Source organism: Cohnella baijiui, from assembly GCF_020731285.1.
In the GTDB taxonomy this organism is placed as follows: domain Bacteria; phylum Bacillota; class Bacilli; order Paenibacillales; family Paenibacillaceae; genus Cohnella.
Genome location: NZ_JAJFOW010000009.1, coordinates 99,989 through 125,964, shown reverse-complemented (window position 1 = coordinate 125,964; position 25,976 = coordinate 99,989). Strand labels below are relative to the sequence as shown.

The window sequence follows — 25,976 nt, the reverse complement described above, 5'->3', positions numbered from 1 at the left end:
AAAAAAGCCGTTCCCGCACGCTCCGAAGAGAGCGCCGCGGGAACGGCTTTTTGATTGACCGGCAGACGATCAGTCGTCCCTGGCCACCTTGCCGAACAGCGACAATGCATACAGCGCGGCTACGCCGACGACAATGTATACGATCTTGGATCCGACTTCGGTGCTGCCTCCGAAAATTTCGCTGACGACGTCATACTCGAACAAGCCTACCGACAACCAGTTCAAGCCGCCCAGGATGATGAGGATCAAGCTGATCACGTTGAGTACTTTCAAGGGATGGAGAGCCTCCTTCGCGTGATATGTCCTTCCGTGGACGACCCGGCAGCGAGCGTTCTCCCCTCTCTTTGGCCGCGGCCGTCGCCGAGAAAAACGACCGCTTTCGTCAGAGGACGCCGCAGCCGTTTTTACTTCGTTAACACCCTATGAGAGAGGCTTGGGAGATATGACAATGGCTGGAATGGCGGAACCAACCGGAGGCGGCGCCGTACTAAGTCGTAATACGAAGAAGGAGGCTGATCTTTGATGAAGTGCCCGGTTTGCGAAGATTCGCGCATGCGCGAAGTGGAGAAAAACGGCATTCTGATCGATGTATGTCCTGCGTGCAAAGGCGTCTGGCTGGATCGCGGCGAGCTGGACAAGCTTATGTCCGACGTCCGAGAAGTCCGCGACGATTACAACCAATGGCATTACCGCGACGACGACGACGATGACGACGACCGCCGCCGTCGGGCGGGCTATGGGCAGCCGCAGACCTACAATCAGCCCGGCAGCTACAACCAGGGGCACGACCCGAACCACGGCCGCGATCCGCGGTACGGCAGCCAGCAGGGACATTACAAGAAGAAAAAGAAATCGGTGCTCGACGTGTTCGGCGACCTGTTCGACTAAGGAGACCGGGAAACCCGGTTCGGCTTGCCCTTAGCCCGAATAAACCATGCAATAGACCGAGATCGTTCCGTGCGACGCCTGCCGATCGTACCGGTCTTCGATCTTGAACCCGGCCCGTTCGTAGGCGCGGATCGCCCTCGCGTTCCACTGCTCCACCTCGAGGTCGATCTGCGCGCCGGGCTGCCGGGACGACGCCTCCATCGCGATCGCGCGCGCAAACGCCGCGCCCCACCCTTTTCCGCAGCAATCCGGGCGAAGGCCCATCCCCAATCGAACGACACCTTCCATCGGAAAAAATTGCGCATATCCGATCAATCGGCTGTCCGCGTCGCAGACGGACGCATACTGCTGCCTGCGAATGTCGGGATCGCCGAATTCCCGCCGCTGCCGCACCATCAGGGTCCACGGCAGCCAACGGAACATCTCGTAGGGCGGCGGGTAGCGCCACTCGCAGACGGCAGCGGCGTCTTGCTCCGTCATCGGCCAAAAATGAAATTCAGGCAAGCTCACTTCCCGTACCCCTCTCGTCCCTTCGTTCGTTCAAGCATACCATAGAACGGGTCGGCCGTAGGGATTTTCCCGGACGCACGGTGCCGCCGGCGGGCGGCGCGTGGTATGATAGGACAGTCGGCGTTCCATAACGGATCGCGGGAAGGAGCACTTATACGGCACATGGTTAGACTCGTTTTCTTAGGTTGTCTGGCATACTTGACGATCGGTCTCGGCCAGCTCGTCGTCGGCGCGGTCATGGAGCCGATGGTTCACGCGTACGGCGTCCAATACGGCGACGGCGGTCAGCTTGTCATGAATCAATTTCTCGGCGGTCTGATCGGCACGCTCTGCGCGCCCTGGCTGATGAACCGGCTCGGCAAGCGCAAGCTGCTGCTGGGCGCGCTCGCCTGCATGCTGGTCGCCGAATTCTCCTATACGCTGCTGCCCTCGTGGGGCGTCATGCTTGCGATCGCGCCGGTCGCGGGATTCGGATTTGGCATCACGGAGCCGACCGTCGGCTCGTTCATCATCAGCTCTGCGGGGCCGAGGGCTAACACGGCGATGAGCCGGGTCGAGGTGTTTTTCGGGGCGGGGGCGCTGATCATGCCGTTCGTCGGCGCGCTGCTTATCAACATCGAGCAATGGCGCTGGGCGTTCGGCCTCGTCGGGGCGCTGGCGGCGCTGACGCTGCTGCTGTGGGCGGTCTTCTGGCCTTCGATCCTGAACCGTCCGTCGTCGGACGCCGAGGCCGCGCAGGGCGAGGGCGGGGAAGCGCCGGCGGCGCGCAGAAGCCTGCTGGGCAGCGGCCCGGCGCGGACGGTGCTGCTCGCGTGCGCGGCGTTCTTCGCGGTCTACGTCGGCTTCGAGATGAGCTTCGCGCATTATCTGCCTTCGCTGCTCGTGCAAGGCAGCGGGCTGTCCGACGCGTCGGCGACGCTGGCGCTCAGCGTCTTCTGGGGCGCGATGACGATCGGGCGGCTGTTCTCTGGGCAGCTCGCCGACCGTTGGGGCGGCTCCGTCTACCTGCTCGCGATGTGCGGCGCGGCGGCCGTCATGTTTGTTCTGATGGGCGCGCTGGGCGGCGGCGCTTCCGCCATGTTCGTTCTCGCGTTCGGCGCGGGACTCGCGATGTCCGGGATGTTCGCGGTGGCGCTCGTCTTCGCGAACCGCTCCGCGCCGGGCATGACCGAGCGAACGACGAGCTTGCTCATGGCGTTCGGTCTGCTCGGCGGCGCGGTGCTGCCCAAGGGGACCGGATGGTTCCTTGACCAGCACGGTGTCGATGCGACGCGCTGGATGTTGGCCGTCGTCGCGGTGCTGATGCTGGCGATCATCTTCGCCGCGGCTGCCGCGAGCCGTTCGGCCCGCCAGTCGGGGCTTCATCCGAAAGGCATCTAACCCATTTCGAAAGGGGAATGACCCAATCATGACAAACCAACCGAAGCACGTCGTCTCGAAAAAATGGCTGCTGGCGCGGCTCTACGAGCCGGACCTGGTCGTCGTCGATTGCCGGTTCCAGCTCGGCAAGCCGGCTTCCGGACAGGAAACCTATGCGGAGAGCCACATCCCTCGCGCGGTGTACGTCGATCTCGAACGGGATCTGTCCGCGCCGATCAGCGAGCATGGCGGCCGCCATCCCTTGCCGGATGTCGAGACGCTGGCGGAGCGGCTCGGCCGGGCCGGCATCAGCCGCGAGTCGCGCGTCGTCGCCTACGACGACCAGGGCGGCGCGATGGCTTCGCGCCTCTGGTGGGTGCTGCGATATCTCGGCCATGAGCAAGTATACGTGATGGAAGAAGGATACTCGGCGTGGGTTCGGGACGGCTACCCGACGACGGCCGATCAGCCGGTCGTCGTTCCGACGGCGTACGAGGCGGCGCCTCGCCCGGACATGCTGGTCGGCGTGGAGCGGGTTCGCGAGGTCGCCCTGCATGGCGGGGCCGTGTTGATCGACTCGCGCGACCCCGAGCGGTACCGCGGCGAGGTGGAGCCGCTCGACCGCAAGGCGGGGCATATTCCGGGCGCGATCAACCGCGTCTGGAGCGCCGGCCGCCGCGAGGACGGCACGTGGAAGTCGCCGGAGGAGCAGCGCGCCCGCTTCGCCGATCTGCCGCAGGATGGCGAGATCATCGTCTACTGCGGTTCCGGCGTTACGGCGACGCCGAACGTGCTAGCGCTGCAGGAAGCCGGCTTCGCGAACGTGAAGCTGTACGGCGGAAGCTGGAGCGATTGGATTTCTTATAGCAAAAACCCGATTGCGACGGGAGACGAGTAAGAACCGAGAGGCCGCGTCTGACGCGGGGTGGAGGGCCGTGACAGGTTGCCGGGAGGCGGGCTGTTGCAGCCCTCTTTGGGTTTTCCGTTCAACAGCTTGCAAACAAGAAGTCGAGGAAAGTGGTTGCAGGAAGCACGGAGCCAGCCACAGCAGGGCGGTCGAGACAGGTTGTTCTTGAATGCTTGTCCCCCCTTGTCTCAGTCCGCCCAGAACAGGAACGGTGAATCCTTTCGTGTGAAGCAAGTGCAAGATCGTCATACGGAGCGATTCGATTGCATTTGGTGCGTTCCCGGTATTCCGATTCGCATTGGTTTCTTCTGGTAACAACGTAGCAAAACTTGCTCCGCCAAACTTTCGTCACGACTTTCCTTCGCTGCCATCGATATGGCAAGCGGCAATCAACCGGAGCAAAGACCCGTTAATTTACAGATGAGATCCGCCACTTGCATCAATTAATTGACCAGTGACCCAACGGCTGTCCGACGAGGCCAGAAAGGCAGCAATATCTGCAACATCTTCCGGCTCCCCCCACCTTTTAAAGGTTGAAAGACCAGCGGCAGATTTCTGTCCATTGGGATTTTGCAACGTCCCGGCATTCATCTCTGTATTAATGATGCCAGGCTGGATGGCGTTCACCGTAATATTACGGCTCCCAAGCTGTTGAGCCAAGACGTGCGTAAGCGTGTCGACTGCACCCTTCGACATGCTGTAGGCGAAAACACTGGGGGAGGCCACACGTGTTACAAACGAAGAGATATTGATAATATGGCCTCCATCTCTCAGACGCGGTAAAGCTTGTTGGGTAACAAAAAGCGGTGCTTTGACATTAATGTTCATGACCTCGTTGAAAGATTCTTCCGTCGTCTCTTCAAAGGTTAAAATTTGTCCGATTCCAGCGTTATTCACAAGAATGTCAAAACGATTATCGCCTGTACGTTCCTGAAGGGCTTCATCCAAAGTCGCATATAAATCATGAATGCCGTTAAGGGTACTTAAGTCAGCACCGATCGCGAATGCGGCACCTCCATTTTGCTCTATCTGATGAACAACTTCCTCTGCTTCATTTTGTCTTTTTCCATAGTGTACTGCAACTACTGCGCCCTCCTGCGCTAGACGCAACGCAATGCCACGACCAATCCCCCGGCTTGCACCGGTTACTAAAGCGATTTTACCCTTCAACTTACTCATGCCTTCATCTCCTTGTTTGGAATTCATGGTCAACTATATTGCAAGGTGACGTTTGAGATGTTGCTCTCTCATTCGGAATTCATGTTTATCGTCAATTGGATTCGGGGGAAAGTCGTTTGACGTGACCCAAGGAGGGCTTATCGTCTCCAAATTTTTTTTTTGGTAACCGAGACCAAGGTCGTGAAGATCAAGGTTGCGGATACGGGTGGTAAGCAGTCAAAAGAAGGGATAGTAGCTAAAAAGCTTGCCGGAAAGGCCGCAAAGGCAAGTGAATCGACGCAGAACGTCGTCGATGCAGGCCCCGACCCAAAAGGCGAGGACTTGTGCGAAGCCTGGAACCGTGAAAGAAGCGTGAGTGTGGGGAACCATGTGCCAGACAGGAGCCGGGGAGCCAAGAGGTGCGTAGAGCCGGGGAATGAACATAAGGAGAAGCCGTCTGGGGCGAGTACCGGCAGGGAAGCGGAGATTGCCGCAAGGCTACGAACCGCGGAACTGCGAGGGGAGGAGAACGGGCATGGAAGAACTAAGGCAGGACAAGCACGCTCGTGAAGGAGTAAAGACGCAAGCAGGACGAAAATGGTACAGCCTCATCGACAAGATCTGGGCGAAGCCAAACCTGGAGGAAGCCTTCCGGGAGGTCAAGCGAAACCGTGGAGCGGCAGGGGTGGATCGGGTGACCGTAAAGGCATACGAATCGACGCTGGAGTCTAATCTAGAGGGATTTCAGCAGGCGCTAAAGGACAAGAAGTACCGGCCCAAGCCGGTAAAACGCGTCTATATCCCGAAAGCAGACGGAACGCAAAGACCGCTGGGGATTCCTACCGTGGAAGACCGAGTGGTGCAAGCCGCAGCAAGGCGGGTACTGGAACCCCTCTTCGAAGAACAGTTCATGGCATGCAGCTATGGATTCCGGCCCGGAAGAAGCGCGCACATGGCGCTCGAGAACATCCGCAAGGATCTGGCGGACGGATATCGTTTTGTCATCGATGCGGATATCGTACTTCGACGCCATCCCGCACGAGAAATTAATGGAGATGGTAAAGTGGACCGTCGTGGACGGAAGCGTGCTCCGGCTCCTGGAAAGCTTTCTGAAAGCCGGAATCATGGAGGGAGGCAGCTTCCGCCTGAACGAGCAGGGAACGCCGCAGGGTGGGTATGGATTATTCGCTTTATTCGAGGAAAGGCCACTGCGAACGGACAGATTACTTATAACGAATAAATACTACCTCCATATTGGATTACCCAGGTAAAATCGAGAGAAGAATGGAGGTAAAAATAGATGAGGCAAATAGATTATAGTAATTATTTTTGGCAGGATGAAGTGATACGGTTACGCGCAATACAGCCGGAAGATTGGGAAGAACACTACATCAATAGGTTTGATACTCCTGCACGGCGTCTTCTTGAATGCGCAGTTGAGCTACCGCCAACAATTACAGAGGCAAAGACGTTCGCGGAAAACTTCTCCGATTTCTCTTCGAATCGTCTTATGTTTACAATTGAAAACATGAATGGCGAGAATGTTGGCGGAATCAACCTAAACAGCATCGACGAAAGAAACGGCACTTTCAGTATTGGTATTCAAATCGACAGAGACCACCGAGGCAAGGGATACGGCACAAGAGCTGTACACATCCTTTTGAAGTATGCTTTTTTTGAGCGCAGACTGAATAAGTTTAATGATAATGTGCTTGAAGGAAACGAAACCTCTGCCGCGATGTTGAGAAAAGTCGGTTGTATTCAAGAGGGAGTTCGTCGCCAAGTCTACTACACGAATGGCCAATATTTAAACTCTATTCTATTTGGTTTAACCAAGGATGAATATGTGCAGCTCTTAAATGCCAACTCCAAGCAATAAGCGATGGTATAGCGGAATGATTGCAAACAGCCACCAACAATCTGTGTGAAGAGGCCGAGTCGGACGCGGGTTTTGGGGCTGTGACAGGTTACCGATGGCGGGCTGTTGCAGCCCTCTTTGGGCTTTTCTGTCAACAGCTTGCAAACAAGAGGTTGGAGAAAGCGGTTGCAGGAACCCCGGAGCCAGCCACGGTGAGGCGGTCGGGTCAGGTTGTTATTGAACGCTTGTCGGTTTTGCTTCATCCACAAACAAGTGCGGCGCAATCTTTCGTGCGGAGCAAGAGTCCGACTGCTTTTGGGAGCAATTCGCTTGGCATCTTGGCGTTCCCGGTATCAGCCACAAACCCTGTAATGTCGCGGTTGTTCAACTGGACGTATTTCGTACCATGCTTATGTCGTGGTGTCCGAGTATTTTTTTGCAGCGAAAACGGATCACCGCCGTTCTTGACGTACAGTTTGGCAAAAGTTCATATATAATAAACTATAAATTTTGGAAATCCGAGCGAACAAGATACAGGTCAATGGTTTCCTGGTTTGTCGCTGTTTGGAATACCATTCATATGGAGGCTATTTATGCTGAAGAACTATGCACAAAAAATACTGGAAGTGTACCCAAACCTACGAATCCATTCGGTCATCCTCAATGAAAACGGTCAAAACAACACGGTCATTGAGGTCAATAATGAACTCATCTTCCGTTTCCCCAAATATCATCAAGGCATTAAAGAGTTACATGAAGAAACGCGGTTATTAAAGTTCATATACAAGTACATTACTCTTGATATACCAAACCCTATTTATGAGAGCCTCGAATCGCAGACTGTGGGAGAGATATTTGTAGGCTATCGTAGGATACCGGGAAAAATTTTCGACATGCAAGCTTTTCACGCTATGGGCCATGAAGATTTAGATCTGATAGCCAACCAGCTGGCACAATTTTTATTTGAATTGCACAGTGTTCCTTTACAAGAAGAGTTCGTCGATCATCACTATCAAAAAAATCAATATAAGTATTGGGAGGACATGTACATACGTATTCAAGAGAAACTGTTTCGTTATATGAGCAATGAGAGTCAAGTACTCATAAGAAAGCATTTCGAGGACTTTTTGAATGATACAATGAACTTTCAATATAAACCAGCATTTGTGCATGGTGACTTCGGTGCGGGAAATATATTGATCGATCATCACCTTCCGAAAGTTGCAGGCGTAATTGATTTTGGCGGATCGCATGTAGGTGATCCCGCTGTGGATGCTGCCGCCATAATAAGCGGATACGGAGAAGATTTTTTGAAACAGATGTACAAATTCTACCCTGATCTTCAAGGCGCTGAATCGCGAATGAGGTTTTACAGGGGCACATTTGCGCTTCAAGAAGCTTTATTTGGTATTGAGAACAATGATGAAGAAGCGTTTAAGAACGGCATATTTAATTATCAATGATCATCCGAAAAGGCCGTTACTAACAGGTAAGATACCAGGTGGCCCCTATCAAATCTTCCTAGCAATAACGAAATATTCCTGAGAACTTTTCTTCAAGCAATTCGATTCGACAATTGAAAAATTCCCTTCCTCAATTGTATCGACTAAATTGCGTATTTTAAATGATTTGATATTCGGCATTAAACCAACTCTGCCTGCAAACAATAACAAGTATTTTAGAACGATCTTTTCTCCCACGCATGGTGTTGCAGAAATCAATAATCCTCCTGGTTTCAACAGTTCATTTATTCTTTGCAGAACGATCTGTTCATCTTCCAACAAATGCAGAACATGAAAGACCATGACGACATCGAATGAACCTTTCTCATACCTTTCATCAAAAATGGTTGTGTGAGCATAGTTAATATTTGCAATGTTCCGCTCTTTTGCCTTGTTTTCGGCAATGGCGATCATATTAGAAGATATATCAATCGCATGCATTCCTTTTACATATTCTGCAATTTCATTCGATATCAATCCAGTCCCACAGCCGTAATCCAAAACAATGTCGCTTATTTTGAGATGCGTTTTCGTTCTATTTATTATATTGATGTAAGTTTGTTCATCCTTCATCTCTATTTGATCATATTTACTTGCCGTTTTATCCCAAAAACTTTCTGATTTATTCATTTCAGTTACACCTTCTTTTCTAGAGTATCCGTCCGGTTAAATCCTTTAATGATTAGCCATATAGCCAAAACCAATTGTTGAGAGGCTATTGGAATGTTCAATATCATGTATGTTGCATCCAGACCGATGAAGCGAATCATAAATAATAAGCTTGCCGATATAGACAATGTAGACCCAATAAGACCCGAAACTGACAACCAACGTGGGACTAATTTTGTTTGGTAAAATATGCAGCTAATCAAGAACAAAGCCAAAACAAATGCAAGTGTCGTTGCCACATGGTTCACCAAATCACGTCCTTCCCGCAACAATCCACCCAGGGTCTGAAAATACGAACCATTCAGGGTTCCAACTTTTGCAAATTCGTGGCTTAACGTCAATAGCAATAGAAGAATGATTACACCAATAATAATGAACACACCCGCAATGATGCCGAAAGCAACAGATTCAAGAGCTAAACCTTTATGATGCTTACTTAAAATCGGATACATCAAAATAGGAATACCGACATATGCAACAACCATTAACAACTGGAAAAACGCCCCTATTAGTACCTGGTTTTCATTAGTAGAAGCCTTGACAAGGTAGTCTGCTCCATCTATAACAGGAACAACACTAAATATACCTGTAACCAACCCGGCTATTAATAACACCCCAGTAATTACTGCAGACCTTCTACCTGAATTTGTACTCTTCCTCAACATAATTAACCTCCTTTTAAAGGACGTGCGAATGAAGAGGTCAAAGAAGTAGCGATGATGAAAACCCCCGTTCAATCGTATAGCGAGAATCCGATCGCGACGGGCGAAGAATAAGAGCCGAGAGGCCGCGTCGGACGCGGATTGGTCGAGTTGAGTATTTGATTTTTCTCGTGCATCTACATTAATAAGGCACTTGATTGTCGTTGACCTTACTTGGGTTCTTCGTTTGCAACCGATGCTTTGCAAACAAGAATCCGACGAAATTTCCCCGCAATAGCGACAGCCGTTCCGGTTATCGTATGCGGGTTAACAGTTTGAAATGAATAACCGAGTCAATCAACATAAAATCAATACAACAAAGCGACCACAACGGAAGTTACTGTTACTCGTGCAAGTATCGCTCGCCTACCGCCAACGATGCGTTCTAAAAAGCCAGTCGAGGACAGGTTTGGCGACAGGTTTAAGGACAAGCGTGATAGCACCGATAATGTCGGGACCCACGGCGACGGGGGCTAGAAGGGCCTTTTGCGCATACTGATCGTTTATGATGTACGTCCACGTCGAGGAAGGGCTTTTCAAGCCTAACCGTTCCCACTCGGAAGGATCGTTCGAATGGCCGAGCCTTGCCAACATGCTCGAAGTTTCTTTTTCTATTTTCGCCGGCATTTGTTCGAACGCATGTATAATTCGCGCATGAAACTCGTCGATCGGGTTGAGGTTCGCAAGGCCTTCCAAATGGATGCCTTCGCGAATATACGAAACATATGCGAGATGCTCGGCCCAAAACTTGTCGATATAAAACAATCTGACGCGCTGTTCCGAGGGGCTCATTGGCGTTTCGCCGGTCAAAATAGCGAGGCGATCTTTATACAGGATGCGCCTTTGCTCCTCCACCATATCCGAATAGTGGTTCAGCTCTTGGCGGATGTGGAAGTTTTGGCCCATGATCACGTGCTGAATGTGGCCGATTTTGCTGCGCAGCATCGCTTCATCGAGCGGCTCGTCCTGTTTGAGTTTCTTGAAGGAGGAGGGGATCGCTTTGTCGATGCCGAAACGCAAAATCAAATCGTCCTCCAAGCTTACGAAAAATCTGGACGCCCCCGGATCTCCTTGCCGGCCTGCGCGACCGCGCAATTGGTCGTCGATTCGATTGCTTTCATTCGCGAGCGTACCGATGACATACAAACCGCCAAGCTTCGCGACAACATCCGCCTGCTTCGCGTCTCCGCCGCCAAGCCGTATATCCACGCCGCGCCCGGCCATGTTCGTGGACACTGTCACGGCGCCGATCTCTCCCGCTTTGGCAATGATTTCGGCTTCTTCCGAATCGTTTTTCGCGTTAAGCACATGGCCATTCACGCCGATTTGCCGAAGGCACTCCGCCAACATGCCCGACTCTTCGACGCTCGACGTGCCGATCAGAATCGGCCTTCCGGTCGCATGGACGGACGCGATTTCGGCGACCAGCGCTTTCAGCTTCGCTTCCTTGTGGGTATAGATTTTGTGAGGGTGATCGATTCGGATACAGGGACGATTGGGCGGAATTTGAACCACCTGCAGCGAATAAATATCCTCGAATTCGATCGCCGAAGCTTGGGCGGTAGCCGTCATTCCGCTGATTTTCGGGTATAAGCTCAGCAAATGCTGAAGCGTGATCGTGCCGAGTACTTGGCCGCCGGCTTTCGGACTAAGCCCTTCCTTCGCTTCCAGCGCGGCTTGCAGCCCGTCGGGCAAATGCCGGTTTTCCGCCACGCGTCCGGTATATTCGTCGATCAGTTCGATTTTACCGTCGCGTACAATGTAATCGATATCCCGTTGTAATAGAGCCTCTGCATGAAGAGCGCAATTGATGGACGTTAACAAATAATGGTTATGGCTTTCGTACAAATTACCGCAGTGCAATAGCGATTCTACCTTTTCGGAGCCGGCTTCGGTTAAGTAGATGTTACGCTTAAACTCATCGAAAACGAAATGCTCTTCATGATGCAATTGCTTGGCCACAGCCGCGAACCTTGTATCGTCGTTTCCAGTAGTTGCAGCTTCGCCTGCAATTACGAGCGGAACACGCGCCTCGTCGAGCAGCAGTGAATCCGCTTCGTCGACGATCACGTAATGAAAAGCCCGATGGACGGTGTCGCTTGCGGTCATCGCAATCGAGTCGCGCAAATAATCAAAGCCCGCCTCTTTGGCCGTCACGTACGTAATGTCCGCCGAATAAGCTTGCTTTTTCTCGGCCAAGCTCATGCCCGCTTGAATCGCGGCTACCGATAGTCCGAGAAACCGATAAATCGGTCCCATCCACTCCGCATCCCTGTTCGCCAAATAATCGTTAAACGTCAGGACGTGCACACCTTTGCCCGTTATCGCGTTTAAATACGCCGGCATAACGGCCGCAAGCGTCTTCCCTTCGCCTGTCTGCATTTCGACCAAATTCCCTTCGTGAAGGGCAATAGCCGCCATCATTTGAACCTCGTATGGCCGCATGCCAAGCGTTCGCTGCGCCGCTTCGCAAACGAGTGCGTAAGCATCGATCAGCAGCTTGTCGAGCGGCGCGCCAGCCTTGGCTTCGCTTTGAAGCCGCCTGGATTCGGCCTTTAGCCGATCGTCGTTCCACGCTCGCAAATCCCGTTTATTTATCGTTTCGGCTTTGTCCCGATAACCTTTCAGCTTGTGAAGCGCGTCGCGTTCATTCACCTTTTGCACCAGTTTGACGGCAATGTTCATGCGCACCCTGAGCCTCCCCTGGCTACCAAATATTGATAGGTATACGCTGGTTGCGCAAGGAGGTTTCACGGTGTGCTCGGATGGCTCTCGAAGAGCATACAACAGCGGAAGCGACTGGATCTCGTACGCGGAGAATCCGATCGCGGCGGGAGAAGAGTAGGAGACGGGAGAACGCGTTGGACGCGACAAACATGAAATCAGTAAAATGGGAGAAAAAGGATTTTTCTCTATGCGGATCGAATAAATGTTCTAACCCCCGTATCTGACATTTAAAAAAATTCGTTGTATAGGATAGAAAGTCTTGAGGTGGCTTGAAATTTTGAAACCGATTGCAGAGAAAATCTTACACCGTCGGGAGGAATGGGTATGAGCAGCTTGCGGCAAGGATTGATAGGTGAATATTTATTTAAAGGCAATGCGGAGGATACGAGCGACTATGGTCTTCATGGGAGGGTGGAAGGCGCTACATTAACGGAAGATCGTTTTGGTCAAGCAGATAGCGCTTATGCGTTCTCTGGTAAGGGCGATTACATTGTGCTGAACCCCCTCCCGAACCTTGACGCGGGGGCCTTCTCCTTGTCCGTTTGGGTAAAGTACGATCAGGAAGCAGCGCTGAAAGGGTGGAACAGTGCCATCGTTTCGCAGGACGATCATGGTCGCATGCTCGATCAATCCCGACGCGTATTTCAATTGAGCACCAAAGGAGAGTATGTGACCTGGCATCGAATGAGACAATCGAAGGATGCGGTCGGGAAGCAACCTATCCAGAAAGGCGTATGGTATCACTTTGCCGCGATTTATGATGAGACGCAACACAAGCTCTATGTGAACGGCGAGCTGCAGGATGTGCAAACCGGTTCATTCCGCCCCAACGTCGAAGAACTCATCTATATTGGCAAAAAGAACTCCGATGAGAAGCGGTTCTGGTTCCATGGAGTGCTGGACGATATTCGAATATACGATAGATCGTTAACGGACAACGAGGTTCTCGAGCTCTATGCTGAACAAGGATATGTCGGTAATCCTGGGACGACGCCCGAACCACCGCGTATCGTTCGCAAAGCGGCAGCCTCCAAGAAGTGGATGAACAAGCCGATTCGCGTAAGGAAGACGTTGGATTTCCGCAAAATCGAGTGGAACGACTGCTATAATTCATTTGCGCTCGCTCTGTATGGCGTCATGCGGTATTCGGATAAGCAGACGAGTTGGCCTCAAGCGTTAGTTTATACGGGACAGGGGTTCGCCATAAATACGGATACGACCGTGGCGCCCATGGATGTACTCGGGAACGGCAGCTTGCTTCAAGAAGCGCTGCAGAACCTGGGTTTCGATATGGAGGTTCTCGCTGCGAATATCCATGGCGGCGACTGGGAGGAAGATACCGTCGAAAGAGCGTTATACATGGTTCGGGACAGTATTCAACGGGGATATCCGGTTATCGGGTGGAACCTGGACAACTATGAGTACGGACTTATCTATGGCTACGATGACAAGCGCAGCGTATTGAACATTCAAGATATTAACGCACGGGACGGCGGAGAGCTGTCTTATGACGATTTTGGTCGGCGTCCGCTTCATGGCAATTCCATAGATCCGGAAATGTTCGTGCTGGCGCTTCGCGAGAAGAGCGAGACTTCGCATCCGCATCTTAGCGTTACCAGATACTCGGAGCAAGAAGACACAGCGTATCGGAGCACGTTAAGGAAGGCGCTCTCTCTTGCCATTCGGCATATGGAGGGAGAGGGACTAACGGGAGAGGATGGGCGAAAAAACGGAATCGCCGCTATCGATGCTTGGATTACGGCTTTCGAGACAGAGGCGGCACATCGTTTCTTTACAAGCTACAATCTCTTATGGCTTACTTCTACGCGGCAGTACTTGATTCCATTCTTTACCCAATCGGCCATTACCCATTGTACGGGGATTCAGGATCATGCTTTGCAGCATCTGATGCTGGAGGCGGCCGATGTTTATTTGACAAGCTATCGAACTTGGGTATATTTGCGTGAGCTGTTCCCGTTCCCGCAAGGGGCAGATACGACCGATCCGCGATTGAAATCCGAAGCCATCCGGCTGCTCAAGGAAGCGCGGAAAGCGGAGGTTGCCGGGCTCAAGGTATTACAACGCATGGTCGACCACCTATCTGTTTGATGATTGGATCGGTTACGAGAGGAATCCGGATTGGAGGGCTGTGACAGTTTGCCGGGAGGCGGGCTGGTGCGGCTCTTTTTGGGCTTTTCGCTTAACAGTCAGCTTGCAAACAAGAACCTGTATGATTTGTCGAATAGAATCGTCGATTTAATGATAAACGTTAAAATTGGCATTGGGTTTCCTTCCGAACGTTTTGTACAGGCGGACATGGCTTGAATCCGGTTAGGAATTTCGAAGCTGTGGCATCTAAACTGATGTGGACGAAGGAGGGAACATGTTGCAGGCGGAAAAGGAGCCAAAGCCCGATCAGGAACTTGTGGCTAGGGCAAGGGAAGGCGATCCGGACGCCTTCGGCGAGTTGGTGCGTCGGCATCGGGCAAGAGCGATTGGCGTGGCGCAGACGCTGACCCAGGATTCGCATATGGCCGAGGATATCGTGCAGGAAGCGCTAGTGAAAGCATTTCTCAAGCTTGGATCGCTGATGGATGAGCGGCGCTTCGCCCCTTGGTTATCGCGGATCGTACGCAATGAGGCGTACATGAAGCTGCGCCGGGGAGGACCTCACGGCAAGGAACGGCCGTTCACGGCCTGGACGGGCTTCCCCAAACGCAGGACAACACCGACAAATGCGAACCGTGCTATGGCTGTCCTGTCCGCACATAGCGAGGATGAACGCTGGACGATCGACGATGTTCTGTTCCGCCTTGGCCTAAGTGCGCTTGAGTCGGATCGACAGACGTCCGACCCGACTTCCGTTCTGCTGCGCCAGGAGCTGATCGAAGGCATCCGAAGCCTGCTGCATTGCCTGACGAGTCGCGAGAAGGACGTGTTCGAACGGTTTTTCCTGGACCAACTGTCGCCCCAGGACATCGCTGCGTTTCTCCATACCTCCGTTGCTAGTATCTACAACAGCATATCTCGTGCCCGAATGAAGGTGCAGCATGAAAGACTTCGCGTCCACGTCAGCATGTACATTGATAAGCGAAGGGCACTTGGCAAGCCAAAGCGAAAGCTGCTGGCTCCGCCTTGTATTCGTATCGCATGGAGGGATGGAGAGTAATGGCGGGAAATCCAAGAAATGATTTTACGTGGAGCCGCAATACCGACACCGAGAGTATTCATAGCATGGTGCAATACACCGACAAAAAGGGGATGTCCCACACGGACGTCATGGGCTTTACCGCTCATGCATTCCGCATCATTATCGACAGCGAGGAAGTAGAGGTTGGAAGCTACTCCTTTTTCGATTGGCAGCTGAGGCACGCGGAAGCGTTGCGCAATCTGGGATATACCGTACAGACGACAGGCAGACAAAATCACATCTCACCGACGCCAGAGGAGCTCGAGACGGCGCTGGCGATGATCCAGACAAGTCTGGATGCAGGCATCCCGGCATTAAGCTGGGACTTGTTCATACCCGAATGGGGTGTCATCTACGGCTACGACGATGAGACCCGTATGCTGCAATGCCGCGACGTTCGTCGAGATGGCGAACTGCCCTACGAGAAGCTGGGGCGCGGCGAGGTGACGGAGTTGTATTTGCTTACGATCACGGACTCGAAGCCCGTTGATCGTCGAACGATGCTGAGAGGCGCGTTGAAGCTTGCACTCGAGCATGCGCATGTACAGCAGTTCCGGGAGGACGAGAGTGCGGGACATCGCAACGGACTGGCCGCGTTCGATGCCTGGATATACGCCCTTGAGCGGAGAGCCGCCAATCCGTTCGGCAATGCCGTCAATACAGGAAAAGTTTGCGATGCGCGCGAGTTCGCCGTACAGTTCTTGAAGGAGATGGCGGAGGATTGGAAGCAGCCGGAAGAAGGACCGCTGCGTCAATTGGCTCGCCAAGCCGCAGATCAGTATGCCATTGTCGCGGGCAACCTGTCGATGATGCGCGATATGTTCCCATTCCCGCACGGTGGCGAGCCTGGAAACGATGCGGAGGCGACCCGGGCGATCGCTCTGCTAAGGGAAGCCAAGGAAGCGGAGACGGAGGGTGTCGCGTTGCTTGCACGAATGCTGGAGCTGCTCGAGCAGGATGCGTAGGACAGCATGAACGGGCGGTAGAGTCCGGTCGGGGCTGACGTCAACGTTCCTGCTTCGGAAAGTCGATCAGCACGTTGAACTGATCGCCCTGAATATCGATCCGAATGCTGCCGCCCTGCAGCTCGACGATGCTCCTGGCGATGGCGAGACCCAGCCCCGATCCCTCGGAATGGCGCGACTCGTCGGCTCTCTTAAACCGCTCGAACAATTCTTTCAGATGGCCCCTGACCCACTTATCGTGTTCCGACTCAAACCCCATTCTCCATTCGCTCCTTTAGACAAGCACAAAAAAGCCCCGACTTCTCTCCGGATCAGGAAAGGAAGCGGGGCATTCTTTGCCACTTGTTTGCGATTCGATAGTTATAATGTGCCACAAAATGGGAGGGAGCGCAATAGGGAATGCTCGGCTAGATCCGAAGAGTGTTAGCCCCGAAGCTTGTACAGGTAGTCTTTTCCTTCGATTGTTACGGTAATGACGACCGGCTTTTCGTCTTTGGCCGCCTCTTTGGGGAGTTCGGCAATGAAGTGCAGCACCCGCGTTTTAAGCGGTTCGATGCTGCTAATATTGGTAAAGGTAAAATTGCCGCCGCCCTGCTCCTCGATAGTGGAGAAGCTATCGTATTCATATTTGCCGTCGTATTTGACTTTCACGCTCGCAAATTCGTCCGCGCTTTTGCTTTCTGCAAGCAGGCTCTTGATGCTGATTACGGTATCGAGATAGATGTTTTCTTTGTCTTTCACTTCATAGTACGTATAAAAGCTGTCGGGTTTCGGAGGGACGACTTTGGCGGTGAAGCTTGCTTTCTTGACGGTCATTTCGGCAAAATCCGGAATGGCGGTCGCTTTGTTTAGGGCGAGCACGTTTTCCGTGCCTTCATTCGATTTCTTATCGGAATCAGCATTAGCCGGTCCCTTCTCCTTCTCTGTCTGCGCGGGTGGGGTGTTTTTGGCTAGCTCGTCCCTTAATTTCTGATTCTCGGTAGTGAGCTGGCTGATCTGATCTTTCAGTTGTTTGATGTCTTCCGAAGAGCCTGCCGATGAGTTGGAACTGCATGCAGAAATAACTGCCATTGCCGCAAGTACGAATATTGCCTTTTTCATGCTGGTAAAATCCCCCTTTTTGTAGCTAAATTCGACATGCGGCGCCAGAATCCTCTAATCTTCGCAATGATTGTTATCTCTAGAACCTTTCAAACGTAGATCCAAAGTCGTTCCCAACGTCTTCACCGGTCCCACGCCGCTGCGTTATATGATTTTTCGAATACAATCGCCCCGATTTCCGCAAAAATCGTCCGATTTATTCGGTTTTTCAAATAGAGTCGGCCCATTTCACCTTCTTGGAGCAAAATGTATTCGATTTTTCATATACAATGGCTGGATGCGCTGCAATGGTACGGTATGACCGGCATCAGTACAGTGACGGAACGGCATGACCGCTATCGTGCGCTGCAATGGTACGGTATGACCGCCATCAGTACAGTGACGGAACGGCATGATCGCTATCGTACGCAAACGCTGTCGTACCCCGTTCCCGTGCGCAAACGCTGCGACGCCCCGTTCCCTTCGCCCCTCAATCCGCCGCATCCATCTTCTCCAGCGCCGCTATGGCGGTCTGAAGCTCCACATCCTGCCCCTCGATATACTTGGCGGCGAAGGTCATCTCGTTCAGCGGCACGAGAATGTCCGGCACGGCCCCGCCCCGTCCTTCGCCGTCGCTATCGCCCAGAATGGCATTATGGGCGTCCAGCGAGCGTCCATCCGGGAAACGCAGCAGGTACCCTTCCGGCATGATCGCCTCGATTGGGCGGCTCACTACGCCGAAGGAGCCGTTCGTAGAGGTGAAGCCGACAATCCGCGTATTCGGCTGGCCCTTAAGCGTCACTGGCAAGCCTTCCCCCGAACTGACCGTGCTGTGGTTCACGAGAATGGCGATCTTTCCCCGAAAGCCCGACTTGCTCGGCGCAATGACGCGGGTCTCGCCTGCATTCCGTTCGAATCGGCCGGTGATCCGGCTATAGTAGCTGACGGATTCGTAATGCCGCTTTTGCACGGTCAAGTAGCCGGCGATGGCCGCGGCCAGGTCGTCGTCGCCGCCGGGATTGTCGCGGACGTCGACGATGAGGCCTTTGACGGATGCCTTCCGAAAACCTTTGACGATCTCCGCAAAGGCTCGGGCAGGATCGGGCATATCGTCATTCGCCAGAAAGTAGCGGATTTTAATATAGCCGTATCCGTTATCGAGCACGCGTCCCTCTACGGGGACGTCCGTCGGCTTTAGCTTGATTTTGGTGGCTTTGAGGGTGGCGTACTCGTCGTCGTAGGCTTGCAGGGTCGCTTTTCTCGGCAACTGGTCCGCCCGGCTCCGGTAGGTCACCTCGACTTGACTGCCGACCGCCGCCCGCGGCAGGAATCGGCCCTGATTCATCCGCCGGTCGCCGTCCGTGGCCATCGGATTCTCGCTCCACTCGACTTCCCGATACGCCGTTTGGGCGGGTTTTCCGTTCCACGTGACAATCTCGTCTCCCAGCGCCATACCGCTCTGCTCCGCGGGACTGCCCGGCAGCAGCAAGCTCACCCGAACTTGTCCGTTATCCAGCAGGACGGTGCTGATGCCGAAGCCGCCCCCGGCCGCTTGGCGGAAAACGGGATTATCCGCGTACAAAGCTTCGTTGACGATCTTGACATGCCCGTCCCGCAACGAAAAGAGATACTCCCGCAAGGCGGCATAATACAGTTCCTTGTCGTGCTCTTTCTCCGCCTTCCGAAAGATCGGCGCATACTTGCGCTCCAACGCCTGCCAGTCGACCTTTTTCCAGTCCCCGAAAGGATATTCCCGGGACAGCCGCTCGTTCAACCGGATAAACGCCTGGGAATAGCTCAGCCCGCCAAAGTCGCTGGCCGGATTGTAGCGCAGCTCTCCCGCGACCGTCAGCGCCAACATGATCGGGATCAGCGCGATGACACAACAGGCGCTGCGAAGCACCAGGCGCTTCTTGCTCTGGACACGCCGCCGTGGCGACCAGATTCTTCTTGCGGTGAACAAAAACAGCAAGCCGCTCAGTGCGTACAAAACCAAGGCGGGCAGCGTCGTATCCCCGCTAACCAAACTAGCCATAGCGATCAGCAGACCGACGCTCGGCACGAAATCCAGCCATCGGCGATGACGACGAATCGGCAGGGCGTGCCGCCCGAACCAAAAGAGAAGAATGACGCACAACAGCATCTCGTACGGGGTTAACCATTTATAGGCGCCCAGCACATTTTCCAACACGTTTCCCATCTTTCCAGCCTCCCGCTTGTTCGCAAAAGTCGCGTTGCACAGGAAGCATAGGAAGGAAATATGAACGGAGCGTGAACGGTTGCCGCGAATCCGCAGCGGGAAAGGCTATATCTCCTCATTCGGCGGACGAAGAGGCGCGGCGTTCCGCGGGAGCGTCACCGTGACGGTGGTGCCCTGCCCGACAAGACTGGCGGCTTCGATCCGGCCCTGGTGCAGATGAACGATCTGCCGGACGATGGACAGTCCAAGACCGCTCCCGCTTCCGCCGCGGCGGGAGCGGTCGGCCTTGTAGAAGCGATCGAAGACGCGGCCGAGATCCTCGGGGGAAATCCCGACGCCCGTGTCCGCGACGGTGATCATGTAGGTGTCGCCTTGCACAACCAGCTCCATCGTGATCCGGCCGCCGGGCGGAGTGAACTTGATGCTGTTGCCGAGCAGATTCGTCCAGAGCTGATTAAGCTGGTCGGGGTCCGCCGTGATTTTGAGCGCGGGAGGCAGCTTCAGATCGAGGGTCAGCCGCTTGGCCGCCCATAGCGGTTCCGTCGCGACCGCGACCTGGCGAATGCTTTCGTCCAAATGGAATGTCCGCGCCTCGAAGGGGTGGTGCTCCGATTCCAGGGAAGCCAATCTCAGCAGGTTGTCGCTAAGCCGGGACAGCCGTTCGCTTTCCGCCACAATGATATCCAGGTAACGGGTCCGGTTCTCCTCCGTCACCAGCTCCGGGGACTTCAACGCCTCGGCGAAGCCGGAGATGGACGTTAGCGGCGACTGGATCTCGTGCGAGACGTTGGAGACGAAGTCCTGCCGCATCCCCTCCAGCTGCTTGAGATCGCGGGCCATCTCGTTGAAGCTGCGGGCGAGCTCCCCCAACTCGTCTTTCCGCTTCAGCTTGAGTTCGACGTCGAAGCGGCCCTTGGCCAACGCCCGGGTCGCCGTCGTCAAGGTGCGCAAAGGCTTCACCAAGTATCTCGCGGCCACCAGAATGCACAAGCTCCCGGCAGCCAGCACCAGCACCAGCAACGTCGATATGAATTGAAGGATCGTGCTCTCGTTTTTGGAGGAGGTCAATAGAAACAAGGCGTAGGTGCGGCCCTGAACCTCCAGCGGAAGGCCAACCGCCAGTTCGTCGATGCCTTGGATAGCCGAACGGTAGGGCTGTCCGCGCAGCACCTGCCGAACCGCTTCCGGGGCAATGGCGCCGATGCGCTCCGCTTTCACCGGACCGAACGTCTTAGGCGGGTCAGACTCGCCGAACAAAACCAGCGGATAGGAGATCAGGCGGGAAACGTCGGTCAGGAAGCCGTCGACATCCTGCGGCCGTGTCCGCTCGTAGAGATGGGTCACCTGTTCGCCGGCGGCGGTCATTTCCGCTTGTCCGAGGTGGTTCAGCTTGGACTGGAAAAGCGCAAATCCGATAAGAACGGACGACAGCAGACTGAAAACGATGATCGCTAGAAAGGTCAGCACGATTCGTACGTACAAGGTCTTCATGGCGCCTGCACCACAAGCCGATAGCCGAGGCTCCGGGCCGTCTCGATGTGAAAATGACGGGTATCTCCCGCAAAACGCTGCCGCAGCCGTTTGATATGCACGTCGACCGTCCGGTCGTCGCCCTCGTAATCCATCCCCCAAATCTGGACGATGAGGGCTTCCCGGGTGAAGATTTGCCCGGGATGGCTGGCGAGCTTGAACAGCAGCTCGAACTCCTTCAGGGGAATGGCCGACTCCACGCCGTCGCGGATCACCTGGTTGCTGCGGCCGTCCAGCACGATTCCGCCCAATTGAATGACCTGAGAGAAGGCGATCCGATACCGCTTCAGCAGCGATTTGACGCGCATCACCAGCTCCATCGGGTGGAACGGCTTGGTCAAGTAATCGTCGCTGCCGAGCTGGAAGCCTCTGACCCGGTGAGCCGCTTCGCCTTTGGCCGTCACCATGAGCAGCGGGAGATCGGCATCCCGCTTACGAATCTCTCTGCATAGCTCCCAGCCGTCCATCGTAGGCATCATAATATCGAGAATGACGAGTTGGATGCCGGACGCCTCGATGAGCTCGAGCGCTCCCGCGCCATCCTCCGCTTCGACCACTTCAAAGCCTTCATTCCGCAGAAACAGACTCATGAGCTCGCGAATATGGGGATCGTCGTCGGCAATCAATATTTTCGTCATGGCTGCGCTGCGCTCCTTCGAAGTTGCTCTGACATATTATAGCAGCTAGAGCCGCGCACAGAACAGGGTTGACGGAGGACGATTCTTTCCGATAACATCGACCTAAAAGCTCCCTTGCGCACCGACGGTGGGTGCCAAGGCGAGCATTTTCTTTTTGAGGGAGGAAGACATGGATTACCTGAAAGACCTGCTCGCCGATCTGGGAATGAAGGCGGACGCGGCCAGCTTTACGGCAAGCGCCATCCTCATTGTCGGCATCGTCGCGCTGAGCATCCTGGGCAATTTTGCAACCAAGAAGGTCGTGCTGAAGATCGTCACCCGCTACATACGGAGCAACCGATTCCGGTGGAATCAATTCATATTGGAACGAAAGGTGGTCCAGAAGCTTTCCCACATCGTTCCTGTGCTCATTCTCTATTATTTCTCCTTTAGCTTCCCCTCCTATCAGCTATGGATCGAAAAAGGCGTCGTCATTTATTTGATCGTCGTGACGCTGGGGGTGCTGGATGCCCTGCTCAGCGCGGCGAACGACATCTATACCACGTTCGAAATCTCCAAGAGTCGGCCGATCAGAGGCTACATCCAGGTCGTGAAGATTTTCGTATTCCTTATCGGCGGCATTTTGGTCATCTCCAGGTTGATCGGCGAAAGTCCGCTCATTCTCCTCAGCGGGATTGGCGCATTGTCGGCCGTGATGATGTTGATTTTCAAAGACTCGCTGCTCGGTCTCGTTGCGGGCATCCAATTGGCGTCCAACGACATGGTCCGCGTCGGCGATTGGATCGAGATGCCCAAGTACGGCGCGGACGGGGACGTCATCGATCTCTCTCTGAATACGGTCAAGGTGCAGAATTGGGACAAGACGATTACGACGCTGCCGACCTACGCGCTCATCTCGGACTCGTTCAAAAACTGGAGAGGCATGCAAAACGCCGGAGGAAGGCGGATCAAACGCTCGATCTACATCGATATGAGCAGCATCGGCTTTTGCAGTCCGGAGCAGATTCGGGCGTTCAAGAAAATCGAGTACGTGCGCGATTACCTCATCGAGAAGGAGGAGGAAATCGACCGGCACAACGAGGAGCGGGCCGTCGACCGTTCGTCCCTAGTCAACGGGCGGGCCATGACGAACATCGGCGTGTTCCGCGCGTATGTCCAGCGCTATCTGGAGCACCATCCGATGATTCACCAGGGCATGACCCGCATGGTCCGGCAGCTGGCGCCTGGAGAGATGGGGCTTCCCGTCGAAATTTACGCTTTTACGAATGTGACCGTTTGGGCCGTCTACGAAGGCGTGCAGTCCGACATCTTCGACCACATTCTGGCGATCGCGCCGGCGTTCGGGCTTCGCGTCTTCCAGAGCCCGTCTGGGCATGATATGCAGCGGATGATGCACGCGGACGCGGCCGCGCGATAGGATGATGGAATAATCCCCCGCCCTAGCAGAAACGGCGCGGCATTTGCAAGGAGGGTCGAAGGTCCATCCGGTAGATTGGTGGGGGGAGTGGGTCGCCGTGGTTCAAAAGTAAAGACGGAAGGAGAGGAAGCCCATGAAGATCGAACCGGCGCGGGAATCGGACTACGCCTACCTCTTGGAGCGCGACAGGCATCTGTTGGAACCGTTGATCCGGCCCAAAATCCGCGCGAACGAAATCTATATGCTGCGGGACGGAGATGGAACGAACATCGGCTGGTTAAGGTACGGGTACTTCTGGGACAACACGCCGTTTATGAACATGATCTGGATCGACGAAGCGTACCGGAAGCAGGGAGCGGGCAAGCGCGCGGCACTCTTTTGGGAGAGCAAAATGAAAAAGCAGGGCCACAAGCTGCTGATGACTTCCACCTTGGCCAACGAGGAGGCGCAGCATTTTTACCGCAAATTGGGCTACAAGGACGCGGGCTGCCTGCTGTTGGAGAACGAACCGTTGGAAATTTTGCTCACCAAGGCGATTTAGCGAACCGAAATCTGTTGTCAATAGGAGGTGTTTAGGATGAAGGTAAGAAAATCAATCAGAAGCGTCTGAGGAGGAAAAATGGGCATGAATCAAACGTTGCGAGGCTTTGCAACCATCAGCTACTGGGCGGAGGATGTGGAGGCGGCTAAGACCTGGTACTCGGAGCTGCTCGGAATCTCGCCGTATTTCGAACGTTCCGGACCTGATGGGCGGCTGGCATACGCCGAATTTCGTCTTGGCGACTATCAGCACGAGTTAGGCCTAATCGATCGCAGGTTCGCTCCCGCGCGTGCGATGGACGGGCCGGGCGGTGCCCTTATGTACTGGCATGTGGATGATGTCGAAGCCACCTTCCGGAAGTTGAAGGCGATGGGAGCCGAGGAATACGAACCGGTTACCCGTCGCGGAGGAGGGTTCGTCACCGCTTCCGTCACGGACCCGTTCGGCAATGTGCTCGGCATCATGTACAACCCGCACGATTTGGAAATCAGGGATACGAACGCGAACGAGTGACCGACGTTGGGGAACGGAGGAAGGACCAAGTGGACGTCGATATAAGGCCTGTCCGCGAAGAAGACGATGCAAGCGCCTATGCCTTCCAGTGCGAGTATTTGGATCGGGAGAGCAGGGCCGATTTTGCGAATCGAATGGAAGCCGGCCGCGACTGGTATCTCGGGGCGTTCTTGGCGGGGGAGTTGGTCGGCGTATGCTATGGCGCGCCTTCGCGGCGGGAAGCCGGGACCGCGCAGCTTCAAGGCATCGCCGTGAATCTCGACGAGACCAGACGTCTGGCGAGGAAGGAATTCGAACGCGTCCGCATCCCCGACGGCCGGCTCGCCAAGTCCATCCAGGAGCAACTGCGTGCCAAGCACCGGCCGGCGGAGGTCATCTTGATTTTTGAGAAGGAGATCGGAGCCGGTCCCCATGCTTAATCTTCATGATCAGTGCTATACTGTTAGTGGAGGTGAAGGTCCATGTCTTTGAAATCGCTAGTTGAATCCAAGCAGGATACGATTCTCCGAATTGCCCAAATAAACGGCGTCAAGAAAATAAGCGTATTTGGATCCGTCGCCAAAGAAGAAGATCATGAGCATAGCGACATCGATTTCTTGGTTGAATTTGAAGACCATAGGACTCTTTTTGATTTGATTCGGCTTAAGCATGACCTCGAGGCATTATTGAATAGATCCGTTGATGTGGTAACCGAAAACGCCGTCCACTGGAAGCTTAAAGATCAAATTCTTCACGAGGCTATACAGCTATGAGGGACGATCAAGTGTATCTGACCCATATCGTCGAATGCAGGCTTACGGGATGTTTTAATTCATGACTATTTGGGCGTAGATATTAAAATCGTCTGGGGCGTTGTAAAACAAGAATTGCCACGAATATTAGTACAAGTTAAAGCATTATCGGAATGAAGACTAAAAGTTCTCACCCGCCGCCGTCCTTGGACTTGGATCCGATCAGATAGCCGATAATCGTCGACTCGACGGGAAGCACTACGAGCGTCCACAGCTCCTTCAGCCCGAAGTCGGACGAGCGGAATCGCTCGGGCGTCAGGGTGTAGACGAGCGCGATGAGCAGCACCCCGAGCGCGATCGTGCCGACGATATACAGGCGGACATTGTCCCCCGAACCGAAAAACTTGCCGAGAAAGCCAAGCTCCGCCTTGCGCTTTTCGTTCTCGGCGTTCGCGGCGATAATTTTGCTGGCGACCTTTGGATCCTGGATCTCGAGCTTGTTCATGATCCCGCGACCCCCTCGCCCGCATAAAACGTAAACGTCAGCGACCACGAGGTGGCGTCCATGTTGATCGTCACTTCGTAGCGCAGCGAGAGCTTGCGGTTGTCCAGCACGCCGAGGTGGATCAGGTCGTGGTTGCCGGTCGGCTTGCCCCGGGGAAAATTGACGCAGGCGATCCGCACCTCGTTGTAGCGAACAAGACGGATGTCCGTCATGAAGTCGTCCCGCTCCGGCTCCCGCTCGAGACAGAATACGAACTTCAGGGGCTCGTGCTCCTCCGACAAGACGATCTCGATCGGATTCATTCCATAGGCGAACACTCTGCCGTGGTAGACGACTTCGAATCCGCCGGACGTAATTTTCATGGCGCTCCCTCCGGGTGCCCGCTTA

27 protein-coding genes and 1 pseudogene are annotated in these 25,976 nt (G+C 54.2%); 15 read left to right on the top strand and 13 right to left on the bottom strand.

Going from position 1 to position 25,976, the window contains the following annotated elements; translation table 11 throughout:
* Positions 1-69 precede the first annotated feature (69 nt).
* Positions 70-273 carry a DUF378 domain-containing protein gene (locus LKX83_RS12190; protein WP_227882539.1) on the bottom strand — a complete coding sequence of 68 codons (204 nt, stop codon included), beginning with the start codon at positions 271-273 and terminating at the stop codon, positions 70-72.
* A 249-nt stretch (positions 274-522) separates the two neighbouring features.
* Here LKX83_RS12190 and LKX83_RS12185 point away from each other — a divergent pair, with 249 nt between their 5' ends.
* Positions 523-888, top strand: coding sequence for a TFIIB-type zinc ribbon-containing protein (locus tag LKX83_RS12185; protein WP_227882538.1), 366 nt, complete (start codon positions 523-525; stop codon positions 886-888).
* A 30-nt stretch (positions 889-918) separates the two neighbouring features.
* Here the strand turns inward: LKX83_RS12185 and LKX83_RS12180 are convergent, their stop codons facing one another.
* On the bottom strand, positions 919-1,398 hold the full coding sequence (locus tag LKX83_RS12180; protein ID WP_227882537.1) for a GNAT family N-acetyltransferase: 480 nt from the start codon (positions 1,396-1,398) through the stop codon (positions 919-921).
* 162 nt (positions 1,399-1,560) lie between these two features.
* Here LKX83_RS12180 and LKX83_RS12175 point away from each other — a divergent pair, with 162 nt between their 5' ends.
* Positions 1,561-2,778, top strand: a complete 1,218-nt coding sequence (locus tag LKX83_RS12175; protein WP_227882536.1) for an MFS transporter — start codon at positions 1,561-1,563, stop codon at positions 2,776-2,778.
* Positions 2,779-2,806: 28 nt separating this feature from the next.
* The gene (locus LKX83_RS12170) at positions 2,807-3,655 is read left to right on the top strand and encodes a sulfurtransferase (protein WP_227882535.1); all 849 of its coding nucleotides are present in this window, start codon (positions 2,807-2,809) and stop codon (positions 3,653-3,655) included.
* A gap of 423 nt (positions 3,656-4,078) precedes the next feature.
* Here the strand turns inward: LKX83_RS12170 and LKX83_RS12165 are convergent, their stop codons facing one another.
* Positions 4,079-4,843 (bottom strand): SDR family oxidoreductase, encoded by a 765-nt coding sequence (locus LKX83_RS12165; protein WP_227882534.1) that lies wholly within the window; start codon positions 4,841-4,843, stop codon positions 4,079-4,081.
* Positions 4,844-5,357: 514 nt separating this feature from the next.
* On the opposite strand from LKX83_RS12165, the gene LKX83_RS12160 reads away from it, so the two are divergent.
* The 3 genes from LKX83_RS12160 (at position 5,358) to LKX83_RS12150 (ending at position 8,143) form a co-directional block, all read left to right on the top strand.
* Complete coding sequence (locus LKX83_RS12160; RefSeq protein ID WP_227882533.1) at positions 5,358-6,062, top strand: reverse transcriptase domain-containing protein; 705 nt, start codon at positions 5,358-5,360, stop codon at positions 6,060-6,062.
* 60 nt (positions 6,063-6,122) lie between these two features.
* A complete protein-coding gene (locus LKX83_RS12155; RefSeq protein ID WP_227882532.1) occupies positions 6,123-6,701 on the top strand; it encodes a GNAT family N-acetyltransferase in 579 nt (192 codons plus the stop codon).
* Positions 6,702-7,273: 572 nt separating this feature from the next.
* Complete coding sequence (locus tag LKX83_RS12150) at positions 7,274-8,143, top strand: phosphotransferase family protein (RefSeq protein WP_227882531.1); 870 nt, start codon at positions 7,274-7,276, stop codon at positions 8,141-8,143.
* A 48-nt stretch (positions 8,144-8,191) separates the two neighbouring features.
* On the opposite strand, the gene LKX83_RS12145 is transcribed toward LKX83_RS12150, so the two are convergent.
* The 3 genes from LKX83_RS12145 to secA2 all read right to left on the bottom strand — a co-directional run bounded on the left by LKX83_RS12145 (position 8,192) and on the right by secA2 (position 12,237).
* Complete coding sequence (locus LKX83_RS12145) at positions 8,192-8,812, bottom strand: class I SAM-dependent methyltransferase (protein WP_227882530.1); 621 nt, start codon at positions 8,810-8,812, stop codon at positions 8,192-8,194.
* 5 nt (positions 8,813-8,817) lie between these two features.
* Positions 8,818-9,516 (bottom strand): DUF4386 domain-containing protein, encoded by a 699-nt coding sequence (locus LKX83_RS12140; protein WP_227882529.1) that lies wholly within the window; start codon positions 9,514-9,516, stop codon positions 8,818-8,820.
* A 402-nt stretch (positions 9,517-9,918) separates the two neighbouring features.
* Positions 9,919-12,237, bottom strand: coding sequence for an accessory Sec system translocase SecA2 (gene secA2, locus LKX83_RS12135; RefSeq protein WP_227882601.1), 2,319 nt, complete (start codon positions 12,235-12,237; stop codon positions 9,919-9,921).
* Between the two features lie 366 nt (positions 12,238-12,603).
* Here secA2 and LKX83_RS12130 point away from each other — a divergent pair, with 366 nt between their 5' ends.
* The 3 genes from LKX83_RS12130 to LKX83_RS12120 all read left to right on the top strand — a co-directional run bounded on the left by LKX83_RS12130 (position 12,604) and on the right by LKX83_RS12120 (position 16,434).
* Positions 12,604-14,388 carry a LamG domain-containing protein gene (locus LKX83_RS12130; RefSeq protein ID WP_227882528.1) on the top strand — a complete coding sequence of 595 codons (1,785 nt, stop codon included), beginning with the start codon at positions 12,604-12,606 and terminating at the stop codon, positions 14,386-14,388.
* 274 nt (positions 14,389-14,662) lie between these two features.
* A complete protein-coding gene (locus tag LKX83_RS12125; protein ID WP_227882527.1) occupies positions 14,663-15,448 on the top strand; it encodes an RNA polymerase sigma factor in 786 nt (261 codons plus the stop codon).
* A gap of 65 nt (positions 15,449-15,513) precedes the next feature.
* The gene (locus tag LKX83_RS12120) at positions 15,514-16,434 is read left to right on the top strand and encodes a hypothetical protein (RefSeq protein ID WP_227882526.1); all 921 of its coding nucleotides are present in this window, start codon (positions 15,514-15,516) and stop codon (positions 16,432-16,434) included.
* A gap of 40 nt (positions 16,435-16,474) precedes the next feature.
* Here LKX83_RS12120 and LKX83_RS12115 read toward each other — a convergent pair.
* The 5 genes and pseudogenes from LKX83_RS12115 to LKX83_RS12095 form a co-directional block, all read right to left on the bottom strand.
* Positions 16,475-16,648 (bottom strand): annotated as a pseudogene (locus LKX83_RS12115) (ATP-binding protein); the annotation flags it as partial.
* A gap of 209 nt (positions 16,649-16,857) precedes the next feature.
* A complete protein-coding gene (locus tag LKX83_RS12110) occupies positions 16,858-17,535 on the bottom strand; it encodes a hypothetical protein (protein ID WP_227882525.1) in 678 nt (225 codons plus the stop codon).
* Between the two features lie 469 nt (positions 17,536-18,004).
* Positions 18,005-19,714, bottom strand: a complete 1,710-nt coding sequence (locus LKX83_RS12105) for a S41 family peptidase (protein WP_227882524.1) — start codon at positions 19,712-19,714, stop codon at positions 18,005-18,007.
* A 105-nt stretch (positions 19,715-19,819) separates the two neighbouring features.
* Entirely contained in the window at positions 19,820-21,205 is a 1,386-nt protein-coding gene (locus LKX83_RS12100) for a sensor histidine kinase (RefSeq protein ID WP_227882523.1), read from the bottom strand.
* On the bottom strand, positions 21,202-21,882 hold the full coding sequence (locus LKX83_RS12095; RefSeq protein ID WP_227882522.1) for a response regulator transcription factor: 681 nt from the start codon (positions 21,880-21,882) through the stop codon (positions 21,202-21,204). The genes LKX83_RS12100 and LKX83_RS12095 overlap by 4 nt, the downstream gene beginning before the upstream one ends.
* Before the next feature lie 169 nt (positions 21,883-22,051).
* Between LKX83_RS12095 and LKX83_RS12090 the strand changes: the two genes are divergently transcribed.
* From LKX83_RS12090 to LKX83_RS34330, 6 genes are all read left to right on the top strand, one after another.
* The gene (locus LKX83_RS12090) at positions 22,052-23,299 is read left to right on the top strand and encodes a mechanosensitive ion channel family protein (RefSeq protein ID WP_227882521.1); all 1,248 of its coding nucleotides are present in this window, start codon (positions 22,052-22,054) and stop codon (positions 23,297-23,299) included.
* Positions 23,300-23,432: 133 nt separating this feature from the next.
* The gene (locus LKX83_RS12085; protein ID WP_227882520.1) at positions 23,433-23,840 is read left to right on the top strand and encodes a GNAT family N-acetyltransferase; all 408 of its coding nucleotides are present in this window, start codon (positions 23,433-23,435) and stop codon (positions 23,838-23,840) included.
* Between the two features lie 78 nt (positions 23,841-23,918).
* Positions 23,919-24,353 carry a VOC family protein gene (locus tag LKX83_RS12080; RefSeq protein WP_227882519.1) on the top strand — a complete coding sequence of 145 codons (435 nt, stop codon included), beginning with the start codon at positions 23,919-23,921 and terminating at the stop codon, positions 24,351-24,353.
* A gap of 29 nt (positions 24,354-24,382) precedes the next feature.
* Positions 24,383-24,772: a hypothetical protein gene (locus LKX83_RS12075; RefSeq protein WP_227882518.1), complete on the top strand. Its 390-nt coding sequence runs from the start codon at positions 24,383-24,385 to the stop codon at positions 24,770-24,772.
* 42 nt (positions 24,773-24,814) lie between these two features.
* Complete coding sequence (locus LKX83_RS12070) at positions 24,815-25,105, top strand: nucleotidyltransferase family protein (protein WP_227882517.1); 291 nt, start codon at positions 24,815-24,817, stop codon at positions 25,103-25,105.
* A 24-nt stretch (positions 25,106-25,129) separates the two neighbouring features.
* Positions 25,130-25,261, top strand: a complete 132-nt coding sequence (locus LKX83_RS34330) for a HepT-like ribonuclease domain-containing protein (RefSeq protein WP_227882600.1) — start codon at positions 25,130-25,132, stop codon at positions 25,259-25,261.
* A gap of 13 nt (positions 25,262-25,274) precedes the next feature.
* Here LKX83_RS34330 and LKX83_RS12060 read toward each other — a convergent pair whose 3' ends face one another.
* Together LKX83_RS12060 and LKX83_RS12055 are read right to left on the bottom strand one after the other, a co-directional pair.
* Positions 25,275-25,589: a hypothetical protein gene (locus tag LKX83_RS12060; protein WP_227882516.1), complete on the bottom strand. Its 315-nt coding sequence runs from the start codon at positions 25,587-25,589 to the stop codon at positions 25,275-25,277.
* Positions 25,586-25,951 (bottom strand): DUF6864 domain-containing function, encoded by a 366-nt coding sequence (locus tag LKX83_RS12055; RefSeq protein ID WP_227882515.1) that lies wholly within the window; start codon positions 25,949-25,951, stop codon positions 25,586-25,588. Before LKX83_RS12055 ends, LKX83_RS12060 begins: the two co-directional genes overlap by 4 nt.
* Between the last annotated feature and the right edge of the window lie 25 nt (positions 25,952-25,976).

Coding starts and splice junctions, on each gene's coding strand:
- LKX83_RS12155 (WP_227882532.1), top strand. CDS start 6,123: ATGAGGCAAATAGATTATAGTAATTATTTTTGGCAGGATGAAGTGATA.
- LKX83_RS12140 (WP_227882529.1), bottom strand. CDS start 9,516: ATGTTGAGGAAGAGTACAAATTCAGGTAGAAGGTCTGCAGTAATTACT.
- LKX83_RS12125 (WP_227882527.1), top strand. CDS start 14,663: ATGTTGCAGGCGGAAAAGGAGCCAAAGCCCGATCAGGAACTTGTGGCT.
- LKX83_RS12185 (WP_227882538.1), top strand. CDS start 523: ATGAAGTGCCCGGTTTGCGAAGATTCGCGCATGCGCGAAGTGGAGAAA.
- LKX83_RS12165 (WP_227882534.1), bottom strand. CDS start 4,843: ATGAGTAAGTTGAAGGGTAAAATCGCTTTAGTAACCGGTGCAAGCCGG.
- LKX83_RS12055 (WP_227882515.1), bottom strand. CDS start 25,951: ATGAAAATTACGTCCGGCGGATTCGAAGTCGTCTACCACGGCAGAGTG.
- LKX83_RS12105 (WP_227882524.1), bottom strand. CDS start 19,714: ATGGGAAACGTGTTGGAAAATGTGCTGGGCGCCTATAAATGGTTAACC.
- LKX83_RS12100 (WP_227882523.1), bottom strand. CDS start 21,205: ATGAAGACCTTGTACGTACGAATCGTGCTGACCTTTCTAGCGATCATC.
- LKX83_RS12060 (WP_227882516.1), bottom strand. CDS start 25,589: ATGAACAAGCTCGAGATCCAGGATCCAAAGGTCGCCAGCAAAATTATC.
- LKX83_RS12070 (WP_227882517.1), top strand. CDS start 24,815: ATGTCTTTGAAATCGCTAGTTGAATCCAAGCAGGATACGATTCTCCGA.
- LKX83_RS12085 (WP_227882520.1), top strand. CDS start 23,433: ATGAAGATCGAACCGGCGCGGGAATCGGACTACGCCTACCTCTTGGAG.
- LKX83_RS12080 (WP_227882519.1), top strand. CDS start 23,919: ATGGGCATGAATCAAACGTTGCGAGGCTTTGCAACCATCAGCTACTGG.
- LKX83_RS12175 (WP_227882536.1), top strand. CDS start 1,561: ATGGTTAGACTCGTTTTCTTAGGTTGTCTGGCATACTTGACGATCGGT.
- LKX83_RS12150 (WP_227882531.1), top strand. CDS start 7,274: ATGCTGAAGAACTATGCACAAAAAATACTGGAAGTGTACCCAAACCTA.
- LKX83_RS12160 (WP_227882533.1), top strand. CDS start 5,358: ATGGAAGAACTAAGGCAGGACAAGCACGCTCGTGAAGGAGTAAAGACG.
- LKX83_RS12145 (WP_227882530.1), bottom strand. CDS start 8,812: ATGAATAAATCAGAAAGTTTTTGGGATAAAACGGCAAGTAAATATGAT.
- LKX83_RS12120 (WP_227882526.1), top strand. CDS start 15,514: ATGGTGCAATACACCGACAAAAAGGGGATGTCCCACACGGACGTCATG.
- LKX83_RS12110 (WP_227882525.1), bottom strand. CDS start 17,535: ATGAAAAAGGCAATATTCGTACTTGCGGCAATGGCAGTTATTTCTGCA.
- secA2 (WP_227882601.1), bottom strand. CDS start 12,237: ATGAACATTGCCGTCAAACTGGTGCAAAAGGTGAATGAACGCGACGCG.
- LKX83_RS12130 (WP_227882528.1), top strand. CDS start 12,604: ATGAGCAGCTTGCGGCAAGGATTGATAGGTGAATATTTATTTAAAGGC.
- LKX83_RS12090 (WP_227882521.1), top strand. CDS start 22,052: ATGGATTACCTGAAAGACCTGCTCGCCGATCTGGGAATGAAGGCGGAC.
- LKX83_RS12095 (WP_227882522.1), bottom strand. CDS start 21,882: ATGACGAAAATATTGATTGCCGACGACGATCCCCATATTCGCGAGCTC.
- LKX83_RS12170 (WP_227882535.1), top strand. CDS start 2,807: ATGACAAACCAACCGAAGCACGTCGTCTCGAAAAAATGGCTGCTGGCG.